This is a genomic window from Streptomyces sp. NPDC043870, from assembly GCF_056435785.1.
Genome location: NZ_JBWKDT010000039.1, coordinates 36683 through 55675, shown reverse-complemented (window position 1 = coordinate 55675; position 18993 = coordinate 36683). Strand labels below are relative to the sequence as shown.

The 18993-nt window shown below is 68.8% G+C and carries 19 protein-coding genes, 1 tRNA gene and 3 pseudogenes; 13 read left to right on the top strand and 10 right to left on the bottom strand.

Features of this window, described 5'->3' with window-relative positions; genetic code table 11:
- Positions 1-141 precede the first annotated feature (141 nt).
- Positions 142-2418 carry a FlgD immunoglobulin-like domain containing protein gene (locus tag AC0699_RS32315; RefSeq protein WP_478667551.1) on the top strand — a complete coding sequence of 759 codons (2277 nt, stop codon included), beginning with the start codon at positions 142-144 and terminating at the stop codon, positions 2416-2418.
- A 134-nt stretch (positions 2419-2552) separates the two neighbouring features.
- Positions 2553-2813, top strand: coding sequence for a hypothetical protein (locus AC0699_RS32310; RefSeq protein WP_478667549.1), 261 nt, complete (start codon positions 2553-2555; stop codon positions 2811-2813).
- Positions 2814-2865: 52 nt separating this feature from the next.
- Here the strand turns inward: AC0699_RS32310 and AC0699_RS32305 are convergent, their stop codons facing one another.
- Both AC0699_RS32305 and AC0699_RS32300 read right to left on the bottom strand, forming a co-directional pair.
- Complete coding sequence (locus AC0699_RS32305; RefSeq protein ID WP_478667547.1) at positions 2866-3087, bottom strand: hypothetical protein; 222 nt, start codon at positions 3085-3087, stop codon at positions 2866-2868.
- Between the two features lie 166 nt (positions 3088-3253).
- Positions 3254-3697 (bottom strand): DUF7919 family protein, encoded by a 444-nt coding sequence (locus AC0699_RS32300; RefSeq protein ID WP_478667603.1) that lies wholly within the window; start codon positions 3695-3697, stop codon positions 3254-3256.
- 220 nt (positions 3698-3917) lie between these two features.
- Between AC0699_RS32300 and AC0699_RS32295 the strand changes: the two genes are divergently transcribed.
- Positions 3918-4865, top strand: coding sequence for a hypothetical protein (locus tag AC0699_RS32295; protein WP_478667543.1), 948 nt, complete (start codon positions 3918-3920; stop codon positions 4863-4865).
- A gap of 160 nt (positions 4866-5025) precedes the next feature.
- Positions 5026-5292, top strand: a complete 267-nt coding sequence (locus tag AC0699_RS32290; protein ID WP_478667541.1) for a DUF6959 family protein — start codon at positions 5026-5028, stop codon at positions 5290-5292.
- A gap of 572 nt (positions 5293-5864) precedes the next feature.
- Here the strand turns inward: AC0699_RS32290 and AC0699_RS32285 are convergent.
- Complete coding sequence (locus tag AC0699_RS32285; RefSeq protein ID WP_478667538.1) at positions 5865-6602, bottom strand: dienelactone hydrolase family protein; 738 nt, start codon at positions 6600-6602, stop codon at positions 5865-5867.
- A 211-nt stretch (positions 6603-6813) separates the two neighbouring features.
- On the bottom strand, positions 6814-7200 hold the full coding sequence (locus AC0699_RS32280; RefSeq protein WP_478667600.1) for a GNAT family N-acetyltransferase: 387 nt from the start codon (positions 7198-7200) through the stop codon (positions 6814-6816).
- On the opposite strand from AC0699_RS32280, the gene AC0699_RS32275 reads away from it, so the two are divergent.
- Positions 7151-7968, top strand: a protein-coding gene (locus AC0699_RS32275; protein WP_478667536.1) for an IS5 family transposase whose coding sequence is annotated in 2 segments (ribosomal slippage) — positions 7151-7493 and positions 7493-7968 — 819 coding nt in all. Because the reading frame shifts where the segments join, the coding sequence is not laid out codon by codon here. The genes AC0699_RS32280 and AC0699_RS32275 overlap by 50 nt on opposite strands.
- Before the next feature lie 478 nt (positions 7969-8446).
- Here the strand turns inward: AC0699_RS32275 and AC0699_RS32270 are convergent.
- Positions 8447-9061, bottom strand: a complete 615-nt coding sequence (locus AC0699_RS32270; RefSeq protein ID WP_478667534.1) for an SMI1/KNR4 family protein — start codon at positions 9059-9061, stop codon at positions 8447-8449.
- Positions 9062-9613: 552 nt separating this feature from the next.
- Here AC0699_RS32270 and AC0699_RS32265 point away from each other — a divergent pair.
- Together AC0699_RS32265 and AC0699_RS32260 are read left to right on the top strand one after the other, a co-directional pair.
- On the top strand, positions 9614-10066 hold the full coding sequence (locus AC0699_RS32265) for a hypothetical protein (RefSeq protein ID WP_478667529.1): 453 nt from the start codon (positions 9614-9616) through the stop codon (positions 10064-10066).
- 245 nt (positions 10067-10311) lie between these two features.
- Positions 10312-10854, top strand: a complete 543-nt coding sequence (locus tag AC0699_RS32260; protein WP_478667525.1) for a hypothetical protein — start codon at positions 10312-10314, stop codon at positions 10852-10854.
- A gap of 116 nt (positions 10855-10970) precedes the next feature.
- Here the strand turns inward: AC0699_RS32260 and AC0699_RS32255 are convergent, their stop codons facing one another.
- The gene (locus AC0699_RS32255; RefSeq protein WP_478667523.1) at positions 10971-12758 is read right to left on the bottom strand and encodes a S8 family serine peptidase; all 1788 of its coding nucleotides are present in this window, start codon (positions 12756-12758) and stop codon (positions 10971-10973) included.
- Positions 12759-13872: 1114 nt separating this feature from the next.
- On the opposite strand from AC0699_RS32255, the gene AC0699_RS32250 reads away from it, so the two are divergent.
- From AC0699_RS32250 to AC0699_RS32240, 3 genes are all read left to right on the top strand, one after another.
- Positions 13873-13944 (top strand) — tRNA-Gln (locus AC0699_RS32250).
- A gap of 310 nt (positions 13945-14254) precedes the next feature.
- The gene (locus tag AC0699_RS32245) at positions 14255-14398 is read left to right on the top strand and encodes a hypothetical protein (protein WP_478667519.1); all 144 of its coding nucleotides are present in this window, start codon (positions 14255-14257) and stop codon (positions 14396-14398) included.
- Between the two features lie 267 nt (positions 14399-14665).
- Entirely contained in the window at positions 14666-15217 is a 552-nt protein-coding gene (locus AC0699_RS32240) for a tellurite resistance TerB family protein (RefSeq protein WP_478667514.1), read from the top strand.
- A gap of 253 nt (positions 15218-15470) precedes the next feature.
- Here the strand turns inward: AC0699_RS32240 and AC0699_RS32235 are convergent.
- The 3 genes and pseudogenes from AC0699_RS32235 to AC0699_RS32225 form a co-directional block, all read right to left on the bottom strand.
- Positions 15471-15810: pseudogene (locus AC0699_RS32235) on the bottom strand (dienelactone hydrolase family protein); the annotation flags it as partial.
- A 392-nt stretch (positions 15811-16202) separates the two neighbouring features.
- Complete coding sequence (locus AC0699_RS32230; protein ID WP_478667510.1) at positions 16203-16820, bottom strand: HAD family hydrolase; 618 nt, start codon at positions 16818-16820, stop codon at positions 16203-16205.
- Positions 16801-17244 (bottom strand): SMI1/KNR4 family protein, encoded by a 444-nt coding sequence (locus AC0699_RS32225; RefSeq protein ID WP_478667506.1) that lies wholly within the window; start codon positions 17242-17244, stop codon positions 16801-16803. The genes AC0699_RS32230 and AC0699_RS32225 overlap by 20 nt, the downstream gene beginning before the upstream one ends.
- 48 nt (positions 17245-17292) lie before the next feature.
- Between AC0699_RS32225 and AC0699_RS32220 the strand changes: the two are divergent.
- Positions 17293-17657: pseudogene (locus AC0699_RS32220) on the top strand (IS5/IS1182 family transposase); the annotation flags it as partial.
- Here AC0699_RS32220 and AC0699_RS32215 read toward each other — a convergent pair.
- A complete protein-coding gene (locus AC0699_RS32215) occupies positions 17648-18109 on the bottom strand; it encodes a hypothetical protein (RefSeq protein ID WP_478667501.1) in 462 nt (153 codons plus the stop codon). The pseudogene AC0699_RS32220 and the gene AC0699_RS32215 sit on opposite strands and share 10 nt — an antisense overlap.
- A gap of 381 nt (positions 18110-18490) precedes the next feature.
- Here AC0699_RS32215 and AC0699_RS32210 point away from each other — a divergent pair, with 381 nt between their 5' ends.
- Together AC0699_RS32210 and AC0699_RS32205 are read left to right on the top strand one after the other, a co-directional pair.
- A complete protein-coding gene (locus AC0699_RS32210) occupies positions 18491-18703 on the top strand; it encodes a hypothetical protein (RefSeq protein ID WP_478667499.1) in 213 nt (70 codons plus the stop codon).
- A gap of 66 nt (positions 18704-18769) precedes the next feature.
- Positions 18770-18982 (top strand): annotated as a pseudogene (locus AC0699_RS32205) (IS5 family transposase); the annotation flags it as partial.
- Positions 18983-18993 lie beyond the last annotated feature (11 nt).

Here is an 18993-nt window from a genome sequence, read left to right as displayed (position 1 = left end):
GCCAGTGGCCCGACGAGCAATGCGACACCCCCGTGACACGAGCGGCGCACGTTTCACACACAACTCCCGCACATCCGCGTATTGTTAACCGCGTTCACACCGTGATGCTTAAGTATCAACGGTTAACAAGAGGGGGGTCAGGTGTCCCATCACCTGCGCACAACCAGCCGCATCCGGCGTACCCGCCGTACCGCCACCGCTGCAGCCATCGCCGCCGTGCTCGCCGCGGGGCCGACCACCATACTGCCGGCCTCGGCTCACGCGACCGAAGCGACCGAAGTCCTCATACCCGCGCCCGATGCCTACGGCGACGGGACCGAGACGGTGCTGGCGACCGGCAGCCAGGGCGTGTTGCACCGCGAGGGCGGCGGCTACCTCTGGACCACGACGTACAACCGCACCACCAAGCCCGTCCCGGCCCTCGACGGCGTACCGCAGGACGCCATCGTGCGCACCCACGACGAGGTCAACCGCGTCATCTACACCAAGCCGCGCGAGGACGGCGGTACGGACGTCGTGCGGGTCGGCATCGAGGATCCCCGTTTCACCAGCACCATTAGCGTGCCCGCCGGATACCTCAACCCGCGCGTCGCAGGCGGCTGGGTGCTGGCCACCGTCGACCAGGGCGACGGTACGTATCAGCTGCGCGCGGCGCGCGGCGGGGACCCGGCGAACGACCCCGTCGTGCAGCTGCCCGCCGGAGCCACCACCGGCGCTGAGCCCGTACTGCTCGGCGCCTACTCCAACCAGCTCGTCATCGGCTACCGCACCGCCGACGGCACCCCGGGCTACGGCATCCTCACCGCGTTCAACGGCAGGGTCGCCCCGCTGCCCGTGACCGGCGAGGCGAGCAGCTTCCGGATCACGCAGAACACCGTCAGCTGGTTCACCCGCAGCGGGGAGCCGGGCGTGCGGGTCATGCCGGTGGGCAGCACAGCCGCCCCGCGTATCGTGCCGCTCGCCACGCAGTCCCCCGACAGCGAGGTCACCTCCTTCGTGGTGGGCGACAACGTGCTCTGGTACGAGGGCGACGGCGGCCGGCTGCGCCTCACCCCCTTTGCCGGGGCGGAGACCGAGCGGACGCCGCTGAGCGACATCGAGCAGGCGTTCCTGCGCTCCGAGGGTTCCGGCTCGCTGGTCGTGCTCGGCAAGAACGCCGACGGCAAGCGCGCCGTGCACCTGTTCAGCGTGGACGGCCTGGGGCTTGTCGCCGATCTGCCCCTGCGGGAGGTGCCGCGGGTCAAGACGGCGGACGGTGCGATCGAGGCGTTGAGCCTGGATCGGGGGCGGCTGCGGTACGTCAACTCCCTCACCGGTACGGAGACGTTGCACGGCAAGGACATCGGCACCGGGCTCGACCCGGCGGACGGCGCGGCGCTCGCCGACTTCCCGGGCCTCGCGGCGGGCCGCTTCGCCGACGGCACCGACGAGGGGCTGGCCCGGCTGGTCGCCGACCCGGACACGGGCGCCGACGTGCTGGTGACCGGTGACGACCCGGAGCGCCCGTCGGACAGCTTCCCGCTGCCGGGCACGGACGGCCGGATCCTCGATACGGCACCGGAGTTCGTGCTGTACGAGGCAGGCGGACAGCAGTACGTGGTGGACACCGCCCGCGACCTCATCGTCCGCGAGCAGCCGGCGCAGGCCGCCGTACTGGAGCAGAAGAGGCTGCTCAAGCCAGCGCTGAACAAGCCCGGCACGGTGAAGGTGATCAATCTGGGCTCCGGCAAGCTGACCGGGACCATCGACCTCGGCTCCGCCTGTGTCCCCAACGAACTGCAGCGCAGCGGCACCCTGTTGTACTGGAGCTGCGCCTCGCAGGACGCGGCGGGCGTACGCGACCTGGCGACCGGGCACACCTACCCTGCCCCAGCGTCCGGCGTCCTGCTGGGCGACCGCTTCCTGGCCCACCGCGAGGCGTCCGGCGATCTGCGTCTTACGGCCCTGCAGACGGACGGCGGTACGGCCGACCTGGGCACCGTCACGGGCCTGAAGCAGCCCGCGGACGGCGACGGGCGCGGCACCACGTGGACCCTCGACGCGGGCGCCGGCAAACTCGCCTGGGTCGGCTCGGACGACACCGTCCACGTCACCGCGCCGCAGCACGCCGTTTCTCCGCTGCGCGTCGCCCGCACCGCCGCGCCCCAAACGCTGGCCCGTGAGTGGGCTGCCGCGTGGTGGCTCTCCAAGCCCGCGGCGTCCTGGCAGGTGACTCTCACCCGCCGCGCGACCGGCGAGGTCGTCCGCACCTGGACGGGCGAGGGCACCCGCAGCGCAGTACGGGTCACCTGGGACGGCACGTCCGAGTCGGGCACCCCGATGGCGACCGGCGGCTACATCTGGCAGCTGACCGCCACCCCGGCGGACGACACGGGCGCGAACGCGACAGCCTCAGGCGTCGTGAAGTTCACCGGCTGATCACGGCGCCGCATGGAATCCGGCCCCTTCCCCGAGGCCGACTCGGGGAAGTGGCCGGAGCCTTGTACGCCGTCGTCCTGCGGTACGACTAACCGAGCGATCGCTCAAGACGGCCACGGCGCGCCGTACGGTAGGTGGCATTCACGCGTCCGGACGCGGCACTCGCGCGAGCGGTGTCCGTGGAGAAGGCCAAGGAACTGCCGCGCGGGACCATCCCCGCGGGTGCGGGGAGCAGCGGTTCGGAGGACGTGGACCAGGCTTGCATCAACCTTGACGAGGCGTTGAAGCTGATGAGTTCCGCAGTCCGCTCCAAATCCGGGACCCATGACTGGCCCGATAGCGGCCTGTACGACGACGCCCGGGAGGCCGCGGACCAAGCCCTACAAGGTTCCTGACCGCGTCGCGGGTGGCAATCCGCGAAGCTCCCCGGCCGGGGCGCTGACCGCCCTACAGTTCCGGGCAGTGCGCGAAGATCCGCTGCAGCCGCTCGGCGGCGTACAGGCCGCGCCGAGGTGGCTCGGTGGTAATCCAGCGGGCGAACTCCCGGGGTGAGGGCGGCCGCTCGCGCGGCGTGGCGATCGGCAGCCCACGACGTAGTGGCGCGACGGCCATCTTGACCCGCTGATAGTGGCCCCGGCAGCCCTTGGCGACAAGCTCCTGGTGCAGCACGGTCGCGGCGTGCTCACCCTCGTCCCACCGCTGACGTAGGTACTCGATATACGGATCGAGGCTGGTGGGCGGCCGTGTATTCCCGTCCCTCGTAGGGTGGACGTGGCACCACAGCCGTAATCCGGATCCGGCTCCGGCTCCCCCCCCCGTAGTGGACAGGCCGTGTCTACTCCTCCATGTGTTCCGCGTCCTGCGGGACCCAGGGGAAGGGGACCTCGGGCCAGCGGGTATTTGCCCATTCGTCGAGGTCCACGGCGAGAACGGCATCGATGAATACCCGCGGGGGCTGATAGCCGTGTGCGGTGATGTAGTGGCTGATCAGGAACGGTGCGGCGTAAGCAACCCCGGGAGAGCCTGGGATGCGGACTTCTCCGTTGCCTTCCGGGGCGCCTCCCGGCGGACAGAGGTCGCACTCATGCAGCCCGAGGCAGACGTTCATCCACTGAACGGCCTGGACAGACTTCAGCTTCTCCGTGAACGCCGCAGGGACCGAACCGATCGAATACGGCCTGCCGGCCTCCAGCCACCCGACGTTCAGGCGCGTATACGCAGGGCGGTAGCTGAGGCCGTGTACGCCCGACTCCCAGTCGTCGAAGTAATCCTTCTCCAGGTAGGCCTAAGCGGTGAGATCTTCATAGAACACGCCCGCATCATCGTCGCACCGTGCCCTCGCATGTCATGCGATTTGCTGCGGGCCATGTCCATCGGACAGGCCCTTAGGTGTATTGATCACGAGCGCAGACGCACCCTAGAGCCGTTCCGAAATCCGGTGGATCCTCCGTCACCGGCGAGGCACAATCCCCGGGGAACCGGGGCGAGGGGGAGCTTGTTTGGACGTGTTCGCGTGTGCCGGGTGCGGCACGGAGCTGACGGCGCCGGTGTCCCGGGTCGCCCTCCCCGTCCACACCCACCACGGAGGGTGGGAGGAACTCCATCCTCCGCTGATGGAGCCCGCGACGTACGCCGTCGACCCCCGGCCCACCGGACCGCCCTGGCGGTTGTGGGAGGAGGTCGGAGAGGATGCGGCTGCCCGGCAGGGCGTGTACGCGTCGGTGTACTCCGTCTCCTTCGGCGCGCGGAACAGGATCGTCATCGCCCCCGGCGACTCCCGGTCCATGGCCCTGATCCCCGAGAAGTGCGAGGGCTACTGCCAGGGTGTGGACGGCCGGGCCGGCCCCAACCTGGCGTGCGAGGGGTGCGGGCGGGCCGTGGCGACCCGCATGGACGACTGCGGAATGTGGCAGACGGTGTGGCTGGAGCCCGACGCGGTCGCACGCCACCCCTCGGGGCTCCCGGCCGGTCCGCCTCCCGACTGGGACGACCTGGGTTGCGCCGAGCACCGCGTCCCACCCGTCGAACCCGACGGGTCGTGGAGCCGCCGCTGGGAGGCGGCAGTCGGGGTCGCGCTGGCCCACCTCGTGGCGGCCACCGAGGCCCGCCCGGTGACCCTCCCCGCCGGCCCCGTCGCCGAGCTGCTCGGCCACGCCGTCGGCCGCTACCTCCCCGCCGGGCCCGGTGCCCGGTCCGTGGGGCTGGCCGGCCCGGGGATCCGCACGCCCCGGCCCCGTCCCGACGTCCTCCTCGTCCCCCGCCACCCCCTCACGGGCGCGCCCTGGCGCCGCCCGGCGACGAGGGGGCTGTGGTGCCGCTGGACAGCGGGGTCTGGGCGTACCTCGCCCTCCCGGGCGAGACCTCGCCGATGCCCGCGACCGGGGTGCTCCCGGAGGGTGTCCTGCGCGACGACTACCCCCTGCCGCCGCGCCCCTGGTATCCGCTGACGCCCCACCACCGCGCCTTCGAGGACACCCTGGTCGGGCTGCCCGCCGTACGCACCCCCCGGCTGCGCAGGTATTGATGGGGCTTCGCGAAAATGGCTGTGACCGCGCTTCCGTGATGACTACGGTTGGTGCGGTACGGCGTCTGCTGTTGGATGGCCCGATGGAACGCATTGAGGCTGAGCTGTTCACGGATCCAGGCAACGACGCGGTCGTCCGTCTGCCCCCACGTCACTTCCCTGGGGTGCTGATCCAGGGTGACTCGCTGTCGATCATCCGCGGCGACGTTGCTGAAATTGTGGAGGCCTGCGCCCAAGGCCACGTCGAGGACGCCCGCGAGGCGGCCACCATCCTCTTGGCCAACTTCGACGAACTGCTGGCCCGCTACGAGAGCGCGTTGGAGGCTCACGACATCCAGCGCCCCTACTGATCGCGACCGCAGGAACTGGCATGCCCGAGCGAGTCGCGGCATTGGGCGTGTCCCCCGCAGTCCTGTCGCATTACGAGAGGGCTGGAACCTTTGCACGCGGGGTCGGGATCAAGGGATCGAATGTCGCTTTCGGGTCGCTGGCTTATGACGGAGGTCACTGCTCTAAGGAATGGCGGGCCGCCGTGTCGGCGAGGACCAGGGTCTCAGAGCCGCAGCACGGTCGCCAGAACCACCGGTGCATCGGCGCCATGCCCTGTCGTACGTGGGGGTTCAGCCGAGATACGCGGCAAGGGGGCAATGAGTAGACCCTGATGCGGCTTTACGCGTGGTCAGCACAGTGACGCCGCAGTAAATGCGTACATCTCGCCCTGGAAGCCGGAACGGTCCGCCGCAGGTCGCGACGATCACGTCCAGGGCTCCGTCGCAGTAAATCCGGGATTTACTGCGGCAGTTGTGCATACGTCTCCGCGACCGCACAACTGCCCAAATGCGGTTCTTCTGTGCGGGCTTGAGGGGAGGAGACTGTCAGTGCCCGACGCCGACCAGGCCTGGCACCAGCATGTTTGCCTGGGTCATACCCCCAGATCCTCCGTCACGGGCAGGCACTCGGCGAGCAGGTCGACGACGTCGCGCCAGGCTCGCTGCGCGTGCTGTGGGTGGTAGCCGACGCCGGGGACCACGGGGTGGTCGACCGGTGGGTGGTGGAAGGCGTGCAAGGCTCCGCCGTAGACCGTGAGGCGCCAGTCGACGCCCGCGGCCTGCATCTCAGCGGTAAACGCGTTCCGTTGCGCGGGCGGCATGATCGGGTCTTCCGACCCGACCCCGGCCCACACCGGGCAGCGAATGCGCGCTGCCTCGCCCGGTCGGCCCGTGGTCAGTGCGTTGACTGTCCCGATCGCACGCAGGTTGACGCCGCCGCGCCCGAGTTCCAGCCCGACGGCGCCCCCGGTTCCGTAGCCGACGGAGGCGATCCGGTCGGGGTCGGTCCGGGGCTCGGTGCGCAACACGTCGAGCGCCGCATGGCCGATCCCCCGCATCCGGTCGGGATCAGCGAGCAGTGGCATGCAACGGGCCAGCATCTCCTCGGGGTCACCCAAATAGCGCCCGCCATGAAGGTCGAAGGCCAGCGCTACATATCCCAGCTCGGCGAGAGCATCGGCCCGGCGGCGCTCGACGTCGCTGAGCCCCATGCCCTCTGGTCCGAGCAGCACCGCGGGCCGGCGGTCGACACCGGCCGGGAGCGCGAGGTGCCCGATCATCGTCAAGCCGTCGGCCGGGTACTCGACCGTACGCGTCGTAATCTTCGTCATGAGACTGGACTGTAGTGATCGTCGAGCACGGTCCGGCCGGTGTTCTGCCACTGGCAGAACAGCACGGGTGTCCCTCTGAACTTGTTCCTTAACATCCAACCCGGCCGCATCGTCACTCTTTGGAGTGATTGCAGGGTATGAGGCGGCCTTCCTCGCGATCCTGAACTCTGCGACTGAGTACGGGAGTTCGCCAGGAGGGCCGTGGGACTGGTCAGACGGTGGTGAACCGCAGCTCCGGGCGCTCCCACGCGACCTTCGGCGGCGACGGGGCGACCGTCCCCACCCGCTCGGCGCCCAGGCGCCGGTAGAACTCCTCGGCTGGGGGATGAGAGACCACGCGGACGTCAGTCAGACCGGCCTCCCTGGCCTGGCCGACCATGTGCTCGATGAGGAGCCGGCCGATGCCCCTTCCCTGTGCGCTGTCCGCCACGAACGCCAGGTCCAGCTCCGGTGGTTCCAGCACCAGGGCGTAGAAGCCCAGCGGCCGCCCGACCGCATCGACGGCCACGAAAACCCGGTGCCGGGCGATGTAGTCGGCGGAGACTGAGTTGGGGCGGGGTACATGGAGTTGGATTGTTCCGGACGGGTTGTGGGAGATCGCGAAGCCGCTGATCCCTCCGTCGAAGGTGCGCTCACAGGGCGGCGGGACGCAGGGCACACCGGACGAGACGCTGTTCGCCGCGATCGTCTATGTGCTGGTCAGCGGCTGCGCCTGGCGGGCTCTGCCGCCGTGCTTCGGCATCTCCAAGTCCACCGCTCACCGTCGCTACACGATTTGGTCGAGGGCCGGCGTCTGGGGGCGGCTGCACGAAGCGGTCCTCGACAGGATCAACGAGTGCGGCCTGCTCGATCTGTCCCGAACGGTTCTCGACTCGGCACACGTTCGGGCCAAAAGGGGGGCGAACACACAGGTCCGAGCCCCGTGGACCGGGGCAATGCGGGTTCCAAGATGCACGTCCTGTCGGACGCGAACGGACTGCCCCTGGTCGCCGGCGTCTCCGCAGGCAACACGCACGACAGCCTCGGACTGAAGCCGATGGTGGCCCGTCTCCAATCGAGACACGACCCCCACCGCGGCTGGCACTACAAGCCCCGCAAACTCCACGCCGACAAGGCCTACGACATACCTGAACTGCGGAAATGGTTACGCGGCAAGCGCATCGCAGTCCGTATCGCCCGCAAGGGCATCGAGTCCAGCGAACGACTCGGCCGCCGCAGATGGGTCATCGAACGCACCATGTCCTGGCTGACCGGCTACCGCAAACTCAACCACCGCTACGAACGCCACTCTCGCAACTACCTGGCCTTCCTCAGCCTCGCCGCCGCCCTCTGCTGCTACAAGCGACTCGTCCGCCTCACCACATAGGACACGGTCTTAGCCGCCAGACAGGGCATGGCCATTAAACGGGGGCAAAGTTAGCCTGCCCTATCCTTTGGACCACCGCCGATCGATTGAGGATTAAACATCAGGACCTGAATTACCGCATATTAAGGTCCCTTTACACCCGCCATTCGGTTGATCGTCTTCGTGTTCGGGAAGACCGGGATGTCGGTGGCCACCGTGAATGCCCGGTGGGCGGCCATCTCCGAGCCGGGTGCCGGGGGCCAGATGGTGATGACGCTGCCATCCCGGGTGCCACTCATCGGACGAAACGCACTTCGGGGTAGGCCGAGGAAGACTTGTCCAGCAGACGGTCCCAGATGACGCCACGTCACAGAGACCGAACCCCGGTGATCGTCCTCACGGATGTGTGCCTGATCCGAGAACGGACAGCGGATGTTCACCACTCTGGGAGGCAGCAGAGACACCAAGGAATTCGAACGGTCCGCGACCTTCGACTGTGTCAGTCCCACCAGTCGTTGCCGGTGTGCCAGCGCCGCACCCACTCCTCGAAGCCCCATGCCTGGTCGCCGGGCGCCGGGACGGCGCCGACGTCGGCGACCATCCACACCTCGCCACGGCGGGGACCGGTGGTCAGCAGGAGCCAGAACGACTGCCCGTCCTCGGAGCCGAGAACGATGGACCCCTGGTTGAACGCAGCGTCGATCCGTGGGTCCTCCGGGTCGACACTGTCGTCGTCCTCCCAGTGCCAGGCCGCCTCCAGGGGAAACGGCGCCCCTGGCTGCCGCGGGCCGAGGTCGGGCCAGGTGTCGGGCATACAGCCGAGTGGCTGAAGACCACCGTCGCCGGCTGGGCCGAGGCTGGACCCGTTGCTGATCTCCGCGATGAAGGTCCTGTACGGCTCTGGAAGGACCACCTGGTTCCCTTCCTCCCACTCAGCGATGGCCTCATATCCGAGCGCCGGCTCACGCCGTTCCGGCGGAAAAGCGGAGTGCAAGAAGTTCAGAGTGGCTTCGGCAGGACGCTGATCACGTGTGGCTGTCACAGCAGCATGCTGACAGGAAGGGGCTGACAACCGATCGCGGCCCCCACCCTGCAGCTGCACCCCCGAAGTCATGAACGAACAGGACAGGACAGAGCCACCTCTCAAAGTGGTGAACACCTGCTGTCCGTTCTCATGCACAGAGCCACCCAGCGCGTCGAGTCGTCGTCTACTCCAGACCGAACTGGTTCACAATGCCCGCGCTCAGCTCCTCGGCCGCACCGCGAAGCATGGCCGCGTCCACGGCCGCAGGTATCTCCGAAGTGACGGCCAATCCACAGGGCAGGGCATTGTGCGATCCCTCATCCTCGTCGAGGGCGTTCCGCTTCGCCCCCCCCGGTTGGCCGCGTCAGGCCCGGACAGGACCCGCCCATCTTCGCAGTTGTGAGCCTCCTGCCGTCGGCAGCAGCCGCGCGGGAGGGCGCACCCTTTCGCCGGGCGGTGCGGCACCTGGCAAGAACCGGCGTGCTGGTCAAGTGGGCGATCCGATCGGGGGGTTCCTCCCGGGGAGCGGCTCGTCCGATTGCGCGGGAGTCGACGCCGACCTAGCTTCAGGGTGTCGGATTTTCCCGATAAGCCACCATAATCCCTTATGGCGGCTTTCCCGTGGCATCGAATGGAGCATTCATGTCGGTCATGACCGGTATCCAACCCCTGCAGCAGTTCGGTCAACAGTTCGGTCAGCAGATGGGCGGCCCGCAGCAGCAGATCGCGCAGGTGGTCCAGCAGGCGATCCAGCAGGCGTGTCAGCAGGCGAGCCAGCAGGTCGCGCAGCGCCTGCAGCAGACGCTTCAGCAGATCCAGCAGGTCCAGCAGCAGCTCCAGCAGCAGGGCATGGCACAGCAGGCGCACCCGTACCTGGCTGTCGCGCTGCACCACTCGCTGCACCAGGGCGTGCGGAGCGCCGTGGAGCAGTCCGTGCAGCAGGCGCTGCCGATCGCGATCGTGACGCTGCTGCAGCAGAGCCAGCAGCAGTTGGGTGGCGGGTTCGGCCAGCAGCAGTTCGGCCAGCAGTTCCCGCAGTACCAGCAGCCTGGCTCCGGCTTCGGCCAGATGGGTCAGCCCTTCGGCATCGGCTGACACTGAGTGGCGCGCGATGCGGTGTGCCCCGGAGTGGTTCCAGGGCACACCGCATCACTGTGCATGCGAGAGAGCCGCCCGTCGCCGGATCAGGAACGCGCAGCCACCGCTTACGGTGCAGCAGCGCCGGGAACCGTACATGGTGACGCCGCCGCTGCCGCAGCAACTGCTCCCACCAGGTGTGCCCGAACTCAGCATGGATGCGGTGTGTGACGGCTGGAGCGGATGCCCGAGGTCACAGTGAAATGCGCAGGCTCCAGCCGTCGGAGAAGTTCCAGTCGGCCGGGCTGCCGCCCTCCTGCCCGGAGATCGCGGTCGTCGAGGCCGCCGAGGCCCAGGTACCGGCGATGCGGTCGCTGCACGTGTACATCGAGCCGGGCCTGCCGCAGTCCGGAACCCGCCCGGCCGGCACGCCGACCGCGGGAATTCTGCCGCTGCGCGATCCGGGGCTGGTGACGCCGCTGGAACAACCCGTGGAGATCTCGTTGCGCGTCTGCGGCCCGGACGGCGAACCGCTGGCCGGCGCAGCGGTGTTCCTGATCGAAGTGACATGGCCGAGCCAGCGCATCACCGGGGCCGACGGGACGGTCACCATCACGCCGGCGACGGAAACCGCGCACTCCATTGAAGTCCCCGTGCGTACGGCCCAGGGACGGTTTCACTGGCAACTGGGCGTCGTCCTACTGGCCGGGGTGGAGGGCCTGGACACCGCGAGTGGCCGCCACCGAAGAATGTCACGCTCGCCGCGGCGAGCGAGCGGCTACCGGCGCGCCGGACCCGCTGGCTGAAGGTGCGCACGATCCGGGTGCGCGACCTGTTCGGCTGACCGAGCCCTGCCGCCGTCTCCGCCCCCGCCAGGCGATGGCGACAGGGCGGCAGGGGGGTCTGTGAACGCGTCGTGCTTTCAGCCTCGCCGGTAGGGGACGGTTGCCGCGTACGCCTGCCCGGCCTGCTGCCAGCTCGCGGGGATGCCCAGGGCGGTGGGAGCGTCGGCGATCCCCGCCCCCAGGCGGGGATCCGCACCCGGCAGGCGGCGACAGGCGGTGCGCAGCAGCATGTACAGGCGGTCGGCGCGTGCCGCGGTACGCGGCACCGCCTGGGTCCGCAGATGGTCGTGGTGGGCCAGCAACAGAGCCGCCAGCCCGGTGACATGCGCGGCAGCGATCGCGGTGCCGTCCGCCGCGGCGTAGCCGTCGCCGGGGGCGGTGGTGACCACTGCCGCGCCCGGCGCGACCAGGTCCACGCCCGCACCGGTCGGGGTGAACGGCGCCGGATACGGACCCGGCCAGGGCGGCTGCACCGCAGCGAGCGGACTGCTCGCGGAATAGGTGCCGGTGTGCGCGATCGCCCCCACCGCCAGCACGCCCGGCAGGACAGCGGGCTGGGCGAGGGGGCCGGCAGTGTCCCCGGCTGGGGCGATGACGGTGATCCCGGCGGCGTGCGCGTCGGCCAGCTTCCAGGCGACCAGCTGGGACTGTGCGGGGTAGGCGAGGCTGATCTGGGCGATGTCCATGTCGTGGGTGATGCAGTAGTCGACCGCCTCGATCAGGTCGCTGAGGTGCCCGCCGGGGAACAGCTTCAGCGCGTGCAGCTCGGCCTCCGCCGCGACCCCGGTGATGCCGGCGTTGTTGTCCGCCGCGGCGATGATCCCGGCGCACCACGTGCCGTGACCGGTGACATCTACGCCCCAGGTGCCGTTCCCGGCGCCGGTGAAGTCGTGCCCGTGCCGGACGGTGTCCTTCAGGTCGGGGTGCGCGGTGTTCACCCCCGAGTCCAGCAGGGCGATCCTGATGCCGTGGCCGCGGTAGGTCGGGGGGATCTGGTGCAGCCGCATTGCCTGGATGCCCCAGCCGGTGAGCACCTTGCCGGGAAAGCCCTCGAACGTGTCCGACAGGGCCTGCACCTCCACCACCGGCTCGTGCCCGCTATTGAGGCGGAGAGGAGGGGTGCGCGCCGGCCAGTAGCCGGCGACCGGGCGGATGTAGAGGGCCTGCAGTGTTTCCGGAGTGTCTGCCGCCAGGGTCAGTGTGACTCGGCCGTCCGGGCCGGTGACACCGTGCACCGGCCCGCCCGTGCCGATCGCCCACACGTGCGCCCCGGCCACCGCACCCCCGTCGCTGCCCTTGACTTGCAGGGTGAGCTGCTCGGGCTCCTCCAGAGTGACCGTCAGCATGGGATCGATCACCGGCACCGCTCCCAGGCCCACCGGCGGGATCGGGGTGTACGACAGCGGCTGGTCGATCTCGACCACGACCTGCGGGTTCGCCGCCAGAGCGCGGGCCCGCTCCTCGGGCATCGTCACCACCGCGACCGGCGGGCAGGCCGTATGCGGCTCCGCGATCGCCCCCAAACCCCGCGAACGCGACGGCCGCACCTGCGCCACCGGCTCCACATCGGGGTCTTCCTCGAGCAGCGCGAACAGCGCCGAGGCCTCGATCGGCGGCACCCCGCCCGGAAGCAGCCCCAGGGGCCGGGGCGCCACCAGGTAGCGGCCCCGCCCCGCCCGCACACCCCGACCCTCGACATACTCCAACGCCTGTGCCTCCCCGCCCATTCGTTCGGTCGACTCACCTGTCCCGCCCGCGGCCGGCTGCTGCTGTCCGGCCTCACCCGCCGCGCCCTGCGCACGCGGCGTCTTCGCGCCCTTGCCGCCGTTGCCCGGCTTCACGCCGTTGCCGCCCTGCTCACTCATCACCCAACCGCCATCTCAACGTACGCGTAGTGGTCGCACGCCCCGGATCGTCAGACACTGTTGGCCGGGGAGTGGGCGTGCTTCCGCTCCCCGGCCATCGCCCGGCCACGCCCTTCGCCTCGCGCAGGCGCGGCAGCCGTCCGGCCGGCCTAACCCTCCTCCCTCACACGGAGAAAGGGAGCGGATGCTGCCCGGCCGGGGGCTCACATGCCCCGAGGCGACAGCTGCCCGAACTGCGGCTGCTGCTGCCGAGCCCGCCCTGGCCCGGAACTGGCCGAACTGTCCCGGCGGCTGCTGACGGAACTGGCAAAACTGCTACCGGCCGTGCGGGCTCACCTGGCCCTGGCCGGTGATCTGCGCAAGCGCGGTGTGCGCGACGGGGGCGATCCGGCGGGCACACTCGGTGAGCACGTTGCTCCAAGTCGTGCGGCGAGATCGGCCCCTGGGCCTGGGCGCCGTGGGAATCTGCGTCGATCCTCAGCTGCTCCACCACCGTCGCCGCACACCGCAGCGAAACCTCCGTCACCAGCAACGGCAACTGCTGCTGCCCCTGCTCAGCGAACGGCTGCTGCTGGGTCTGGGGCCGGCTGATCTGCTGGGGGTGTAGAGGGACATGCGGACTCCTCCTTGAGCCTTGCGGAAGCACACGCGTCGCGCCGGAACGACCCGGCCCGCCGCCACCAGGCAGCAAACCACCAACCGACCAAGAACATATTCCGTGACATACCGCCAAGCGACGGAGCCACGTCACGGACGCGTCGACACCCCGCGCAAGCACCACCCCGGCGTCCGTCCTGTTCACGAGTGTGTCGGCGGCACCAGGGAGAGCGGGCGGTGGCCGATGCAGGCTGCCGGGCGCAGGCTGGGAGCCAGCTTCTTGTTCGGGTCCCGATACTGCGGTGGCCGGACCGCCGCCCGGGGTCCAGCTGATGTTGATCCACTGGTCTTGAGCATTGCTCGCCGACCGCATTGTCGGAACCCCCGAACACCGCGTCACCGTGATCGAAATCCTCCCACCACCGCCGCTCCCCGAGCGACACTCCAGGCACATGACGGAGCATCAAGAGGAAAACAAAGCGTAGAGTGACGAACTGGTCCGGGACGGCCGGAGCAATGGGATATGGGGTAATTGGCAGCCCGACGGTTTCTGGTTCCGTTGGTCCAGGTTCGAGTCCTGGTATCCCAGCCGCGCAATTCTTTACCTCGGTGAGCCGACGGTGCAGCTGCCGTACGCCGCCCGCCGCGAACTGCTCGACGACCTCGCCCTGGCCGGTCCCGGCATCACCGTGCCCGCGGCCTGGCCCGCACCCGCGACTGGATCAAGATCAAGCACCTCGAGGCAGGGAAGAGCCCACCGGGGCATCCCGCCGTGCTGGGCCATGCCTTCTGCCCGGTGTGGTTCATCCACCAGGCGATGGGCCACCTGCGTCAACGATGCTGTGGGTCGCGCCGATCCACACGAGCCCGGCAGCCACGGCGGCCGGGTTCGGCGCGACATGATCGAGCACCAGGACGCCGATGACGAGGACCATGGAGGCGGTCACCACACCGCGCACGGCGTGATGAACGACCTGGAGAAGTGGTGGGTTACGTCCGGCGTCAGCACCCTGCGGCGGGAGCCTGGGGAGCGGGGAAAGTGAAGGCCGGCGTGTACGCGAACATCCAACGCCCCGGCCAGGCCGCGCAAGCCAAGCCGGGGTCGAGCGAAGGATGGTCGAAGTCGCGTGGCTCAGCCCGCTGGCCTCCTGCTCTGTGGCCGGAGGCGGGCAGTCGTTCGTGACCAGGGGGATCAGGCTCCGTCGGCGGCCGGCCCCGGAACTTCGGGTGGCCGGGAGACGTTGGCAGGAGAGCGCGCCGAAGTGCGCGTGGACGACCGGACGACATGGGCAGAAGCTGAGGTGGCACGAGTGGCGATGTGGGATCGGATCAAGGACCAGGCCAAGACTCTGCAGCAGCAGTCGCAGGGGATGCGGGGCTCCGGCGGACATGGGAGGCCGGGTTCGGGATCCGGGGGCGGATCGCGGGCTCAGCTGGTGAACACGCTCAAGTCCCAGCTCACCTCCCTCAAAGCGGAGCTGAAGAGCGGCGCCTACCGGGACGCCAGCATGGCGATGTGCGCCCTGGTCGCGGCCGCCGACGGGCATGTCGACCCGGCCGAGCGGCAGCATGTGGAGTCGCTGATCCTGAACAACGACGTCCTGCAGAACTTCCCGCCTGACCAATTGCGCCAGCGGTTCAACAAGCACGTCGACCAGCTGGCGTTCAACTTCCAGCAGGGCAAGGCGGAGGTCATGCAGGAGATCGCCAAGGCGGCGAAGAAACCGACGGAGGCCAGGGCGGTCGTGCAGACCGGCTTCGTCGTCGCCGGTGCGGACGGATTCGTCGCGCCGGCCGAGGAGCAGGTCCTGCGCGAGGCGTGCTCGGTGCTCGGCCTGTCCCCGCAGGAGTTCGGCATCTGACCGCATGCGAGGAGAGTCCTGGGCCTCGCCGAGCAGCTCGGCTCCCGGATGCGCGGCGAAAACCAGGTCTGCCGGTCCCCCCTCCCTCACCGAACCCGTCAGCCCAACCGGCGAAGCGAGCACATCCACATCGCCGCCATCAATCAATGCGCTCCCAATCGGTGAGGGCGGGCTGCGCCCGCCTCACACCGGCTCCGAAACATCGCTGAGGCTCCGGAGCCATGTACTTCGGGTTTGGTTCCGAGCCGGAGCCTCAGCTGTTGGCCAGGGTGCGGTCGAGGAGAGGCAGCAAGGCGGTCCTAATGGCGCTGCAGCGCGGCGGGTTGAAGGCGTCGGCGTCGGACATGGTGAAGCCGTGGATGGTGCCGGGGTGGATCGCGGAGGTGTAGGCGACCCTCGCGGCGTCCAGGGCCTGGTTGAGCTCGCCGAGGTCCTCGGGCAGTAGCCGGTCACCGCGACCGGTCCGGCGCCGAGCTCGGGCTGGGTAGTGAGGACCTGAGGTAGGTGTCGGCGTCGCTCAGGACACGTTCGGCGGTGTGCGCCTCGATCAAGGGGATCAACTGGGCGATGACCGCGGGCCGGACCTCTTCCCCTCGTCCCGGGCGTCTTCCGGGGCGGCGGCCTGGACCAGGCCGTGCAGTCGTTCCTGGGCACTTGGCTGCGTTGGGGCGGCGTCAGCCTCCTGGTGGCACCGCGGACACGCCTGAGGGTCCTGAGGTTCGAACAGGTGCGTGTAGCGGCTGACCTGGTGCTCTGAAATGCCGCACAACGTTCCGCTGCCGGCCATCGCGTGCTCGACGCCGGGAACCCCGTTGCGCTCGCCCGCACCGAATCGGGCCGGCTCCCCCGCGGTGGCGAAGGACCACTCGTCCTCGGGGTAGTGGATCACGCGGGCGACGATGGCACAGAGCGTGTTCGTCCGCGAAAATGTCGGTGTGAGTTCCAGCAAAACCGGAACCCAACACCGCCAGGTTTCGGTGCCCCTTCAATCCAGCAGCGGCGCGACCGCGTCCCGCAGTTGCTCGATGTGCTCATAGTGCAGGCCAGTCACGCCTGCCGCCTGGGCTGCAGCGACATGGCCGACGGTGTCGTCGACGAACAGACAGCGTTTCAGATCGGCTCCGACTCGCTGGGCGGCTATTTCGAAGACGCGTGGGTCCGGCTTAGCCACTCCGATGCGGGCTGTGTTGATCACCGCGTCGAACGCGTCGGCCAGTCCCACTGCGGCAAGATAACTCTCCAGCCTGGTCGTTGCGTTGGAGACCAGGACCACTGGTACTTTACTGCGGAGTGTGACGAGCAGATCCACCACATCGGTGTCGATCCTGCCGGTGAGCGCGTTCCATGCCTCGACCAGATCCCGGGCCCGCTCAGGTGATCCGCAGACCGGTGCCAGAACCTCCGCAACTTGGCACCGCCACTGCTCGTCGCTTACGCGCCCGGTGACGGCTGCTTGCAGAAGCTCGCTGTCGAACGCCGCCCCCGCCAGCGTGCCCTCGGCCAGACCCCAGACCCGGTCCAGCAAGGTCATCCCGTCGGGATCCCACAGGTGCACGACTCCGTCGAAGTCGCACAGCACTGCGTCAAAAGGCCGCGTATCCATGAAAGACGATCATGCCATCTCTCGGGCCCCCGCCTTCGTTGAACCGGACGGTCACTCGTCGGGTTTCTGCCCCGGCTTGACCAACCAGTAAAGGAATGCTCCAGTGCCCTCGGTATAGGCCCAGGGATGCCCGTGCGTCCGGGTCCTGGAGCTGGGCCGGCTTGGGCTCGACCTCCCACAGATTGGCGAGGATCTCGGCCCTCTCCCTCGTCTGGTCGACGAGGTTGTAGTCCTTGTCAGGGCACTCCGGATCGAGGACCCAGATGGTCTTGCCGAAGACCCCTCCGCCGTAGACCTCGACGAGTTGCTTGTAGTCACCGGGGAGCGCGGGCCGAGCGTGCACTCGGCCGTGGCCCAGTCGCGGGACCGGCGCGGGTGCTCGGGGGGGAACGATGACGGTGAGGCGTTCAACAGCGGGGGGCATCCTGGTCTGCGTACCCTCGTGTGGGCGTGCTGGGGAGGCTGCTCGGTCAGGATCCGGGTGCCGCGAAAGTGGCTCGGCAGACCAAGAACCCGCCCGGAGGCCGTCCTCGCGGACCTCGTTTACTCGTCTCGTGCGATCCATGGGCATCTCCGCCGGCGCGGCATTCGGGCCGTCATCCCGCAGCCCGCCGACCAGGTCGGAAACCGCCTGCGGCGAGGCCGCGCCGGAGGTCGCCCGCCCGGCTTCGATGCCGAGGCATGCAAGCAGCGCAACATGCATCAACCGCCTCAAGCAGTGGCGCGGCTGGCCATGCGAACAGACAGCTCGCCATCGCCTACCAGGCCGCGCTCCACCTCGCCGCCATCCTCATCTGGTGCGATGCTGATCAAAGGAGATGTGGCTATCAGTCGTAGAAGAACAGCTCAAGATCCTCGATAGACCCTGGCCCAGTCAGGAAACTCTCGGCCTCGGCAATCTCATTCTCTGGTGGCAACCGGCCCTCTCGGAGCTGTGTCATCCATTTCTCGCCCTGCTCTCCGATCGCATAGATTCCGGACAGCAGCTCGGCCATGCCCGCAGGGTGCGTCGGGCTGTGCCCGACGACAGGTTGGAGTTCCCACCCGCCTGCCCGGGCGGCCAGCCGGAGCACACCGGCCCAGTTGGCGATCCGCCCGATACGTACGTGCCACGAGTCCTCGGTGAACGGCGAAAGTCGGCCGCCGTGCAAGGCGTTGGTGGCCGCCCTGATGTCCGCCATCACCTGCCGTTCCACGGCATCACGGACCCAGCGCCCCTCCTGCGATTCCTCGATGGCGGCGGACCACCACGCCCATGCGCCGTCCAGTCGGGCTGTGAACGTATCCATGGCGACAGGTTTCCATGAGCGCCGCCGTCAGCCTTCAGAGGGAGGCCGATCACCCGAGCATCAACTGATCAAAGAGACACGCTCTAGCCGACAGAGTGCCAAATGCGGGATTGGAACAGCTGGCGTATGGGGGCCGGATTGCCGCCAGACGGGCGTGCTGGCATGCGGCCATGCCTTCCCGCACCCAAACGGCGATTACGCGATCACCGCGATGTACTCCGTACCCGATGACGCCTGGTACTTGGAACGGGACCTCGTTGCCGAGCTGCGAAATCTTGTGACCGCGATCGTCCCAGACAAGGAACCGGCACGGGAGCCGACGGTGTGTTTCAACCCCATGTGCGACACCTGGACGTCCCGTACGAGGTCATGCGCTGGTTCATGGACCAGATCGAGGAGGAGATCCACGCGTCCCGCGCCTGGATGCGACTGCGGCCCGAGCTTGTCGAGGTCATTTACCAATTGCGCCAGGAGTACGTGGGTGCCATCGATGACGACGATTTCCCTCATGTCCTAGCCTCGATCTTTCATGACGGTCTGCCGGTTCATCCGGTGGGCCGTTTCGGCTTGTCAGGGCAGTGCTGGGCGTGTTGAGGGCCCGGCTATCGCGTCGGGTGGGCGTAGGGTTCCACGGCCCTGGGGGTGTTCGGTGGCTCGTACCCGGTGCCTGCGGACCGGGTTCGCAACCGGCTCAAGCGCGGCTCGCGCGGCGGCTGGCCGGCGAAGTTCGACAAGGACGACTACAAGCAGCGGCACGCGGTCGAGTGCGGGATCAACCGCCTCAAGCGCCACCGGGCCGTCGCAGCTCAGTACGACAAACTCGCTGTCCGCTACGAAGCGAACGTGCTGGTCGCAGCCATCAACGAATGGCTGCGACCAGCACT

What these genes read in the sequence shown, in the direction of transcription:
- AC0699_RS32290 (WP_478667541.1), top strand. Translation starts at nt 5,026, where the DNA reads ATGGAACGCATTGAGGCTGAGCTGTTCACGGATCCAGGCAACGACGCG.
- AC0699_RS32285 (WP_478667538.1), bottom strand. Translation starts at nt 6,602, where the DNA reads ATGACGAAGATTACGACGCGTACGGTCGAGTACCCGGCCGACGGCTTG.
- AC0699_RS32270 (WP_478667534.1), bottom strand. Translation starts at nt 9,061, where the DNA reads ATGACTTCGGGGGTGCAGCTGCAGGGTGGGGGCCGCGATCGGTTGTCA.
- AC0699_RS32265 (WP_478667529.1), top strand. Translation starts at nt 9,614, where the DNA reads ATGTCGGTCATGACCGGTATCCAACCCCTGCAGCAGTTCGGTCAACAG.
- AC0699_RS32260 (WP_478667525.1), top strand. Translation starts at nt 10,312, where the DNA reads ATGCGCAGGCTCCAGCCGTCGGAGAAGTTCCAGTCGGCCGGGCTGCCG.
- AC0699_RS32255 (WP_478667523.1), bottom strand. Translation starts at nt 12,758, where the DNA reads ATGAGTGAGCAGGGCGGCAACGGCGTGAAGCCGGGCAACGGCGGCAAG.
- AC0699_RS32245 (WP_478667519.1), top strand. Translation starts at nt 14,255, where the DNA reads ATGATCGAGCACCAGGACGCCGATGACGAGGACCATGGAGGCGGTCAC.
- AC0699_RS32230 (WP_478667510.1), bottom strand. Translation starts at nt 16,820, where the DNA reads ATGGATACGCGGCCTTTTGACGCAGTGCTGTGCGACTTCGACGGAGTC.
- AC0699_RS32225 (WP_478667506.1), bottom strand. Translation starts at nt 17,244, where the DNA reads ATGCCCCCCGCTGTTGAACGCCTCACCGTCATCGTTCCCCCCCGAGCA.
- AC0699_RS32215 (WP_478667501.1), bottom strand. Translation starts at nt 18,109, where the DNA reads ATGGATACGTTCACAGCCCGACTGGACGGCGCATGGGCGTGGTGGTCC.
- AC0699_RS32210 (WP_478667499.1), top strand. Translation starts at nt 18,491, where the DNA reads ATGGACCAGATCGAGGAGGAGATCCACGCGTCCCGCGCCTGGATGCGA.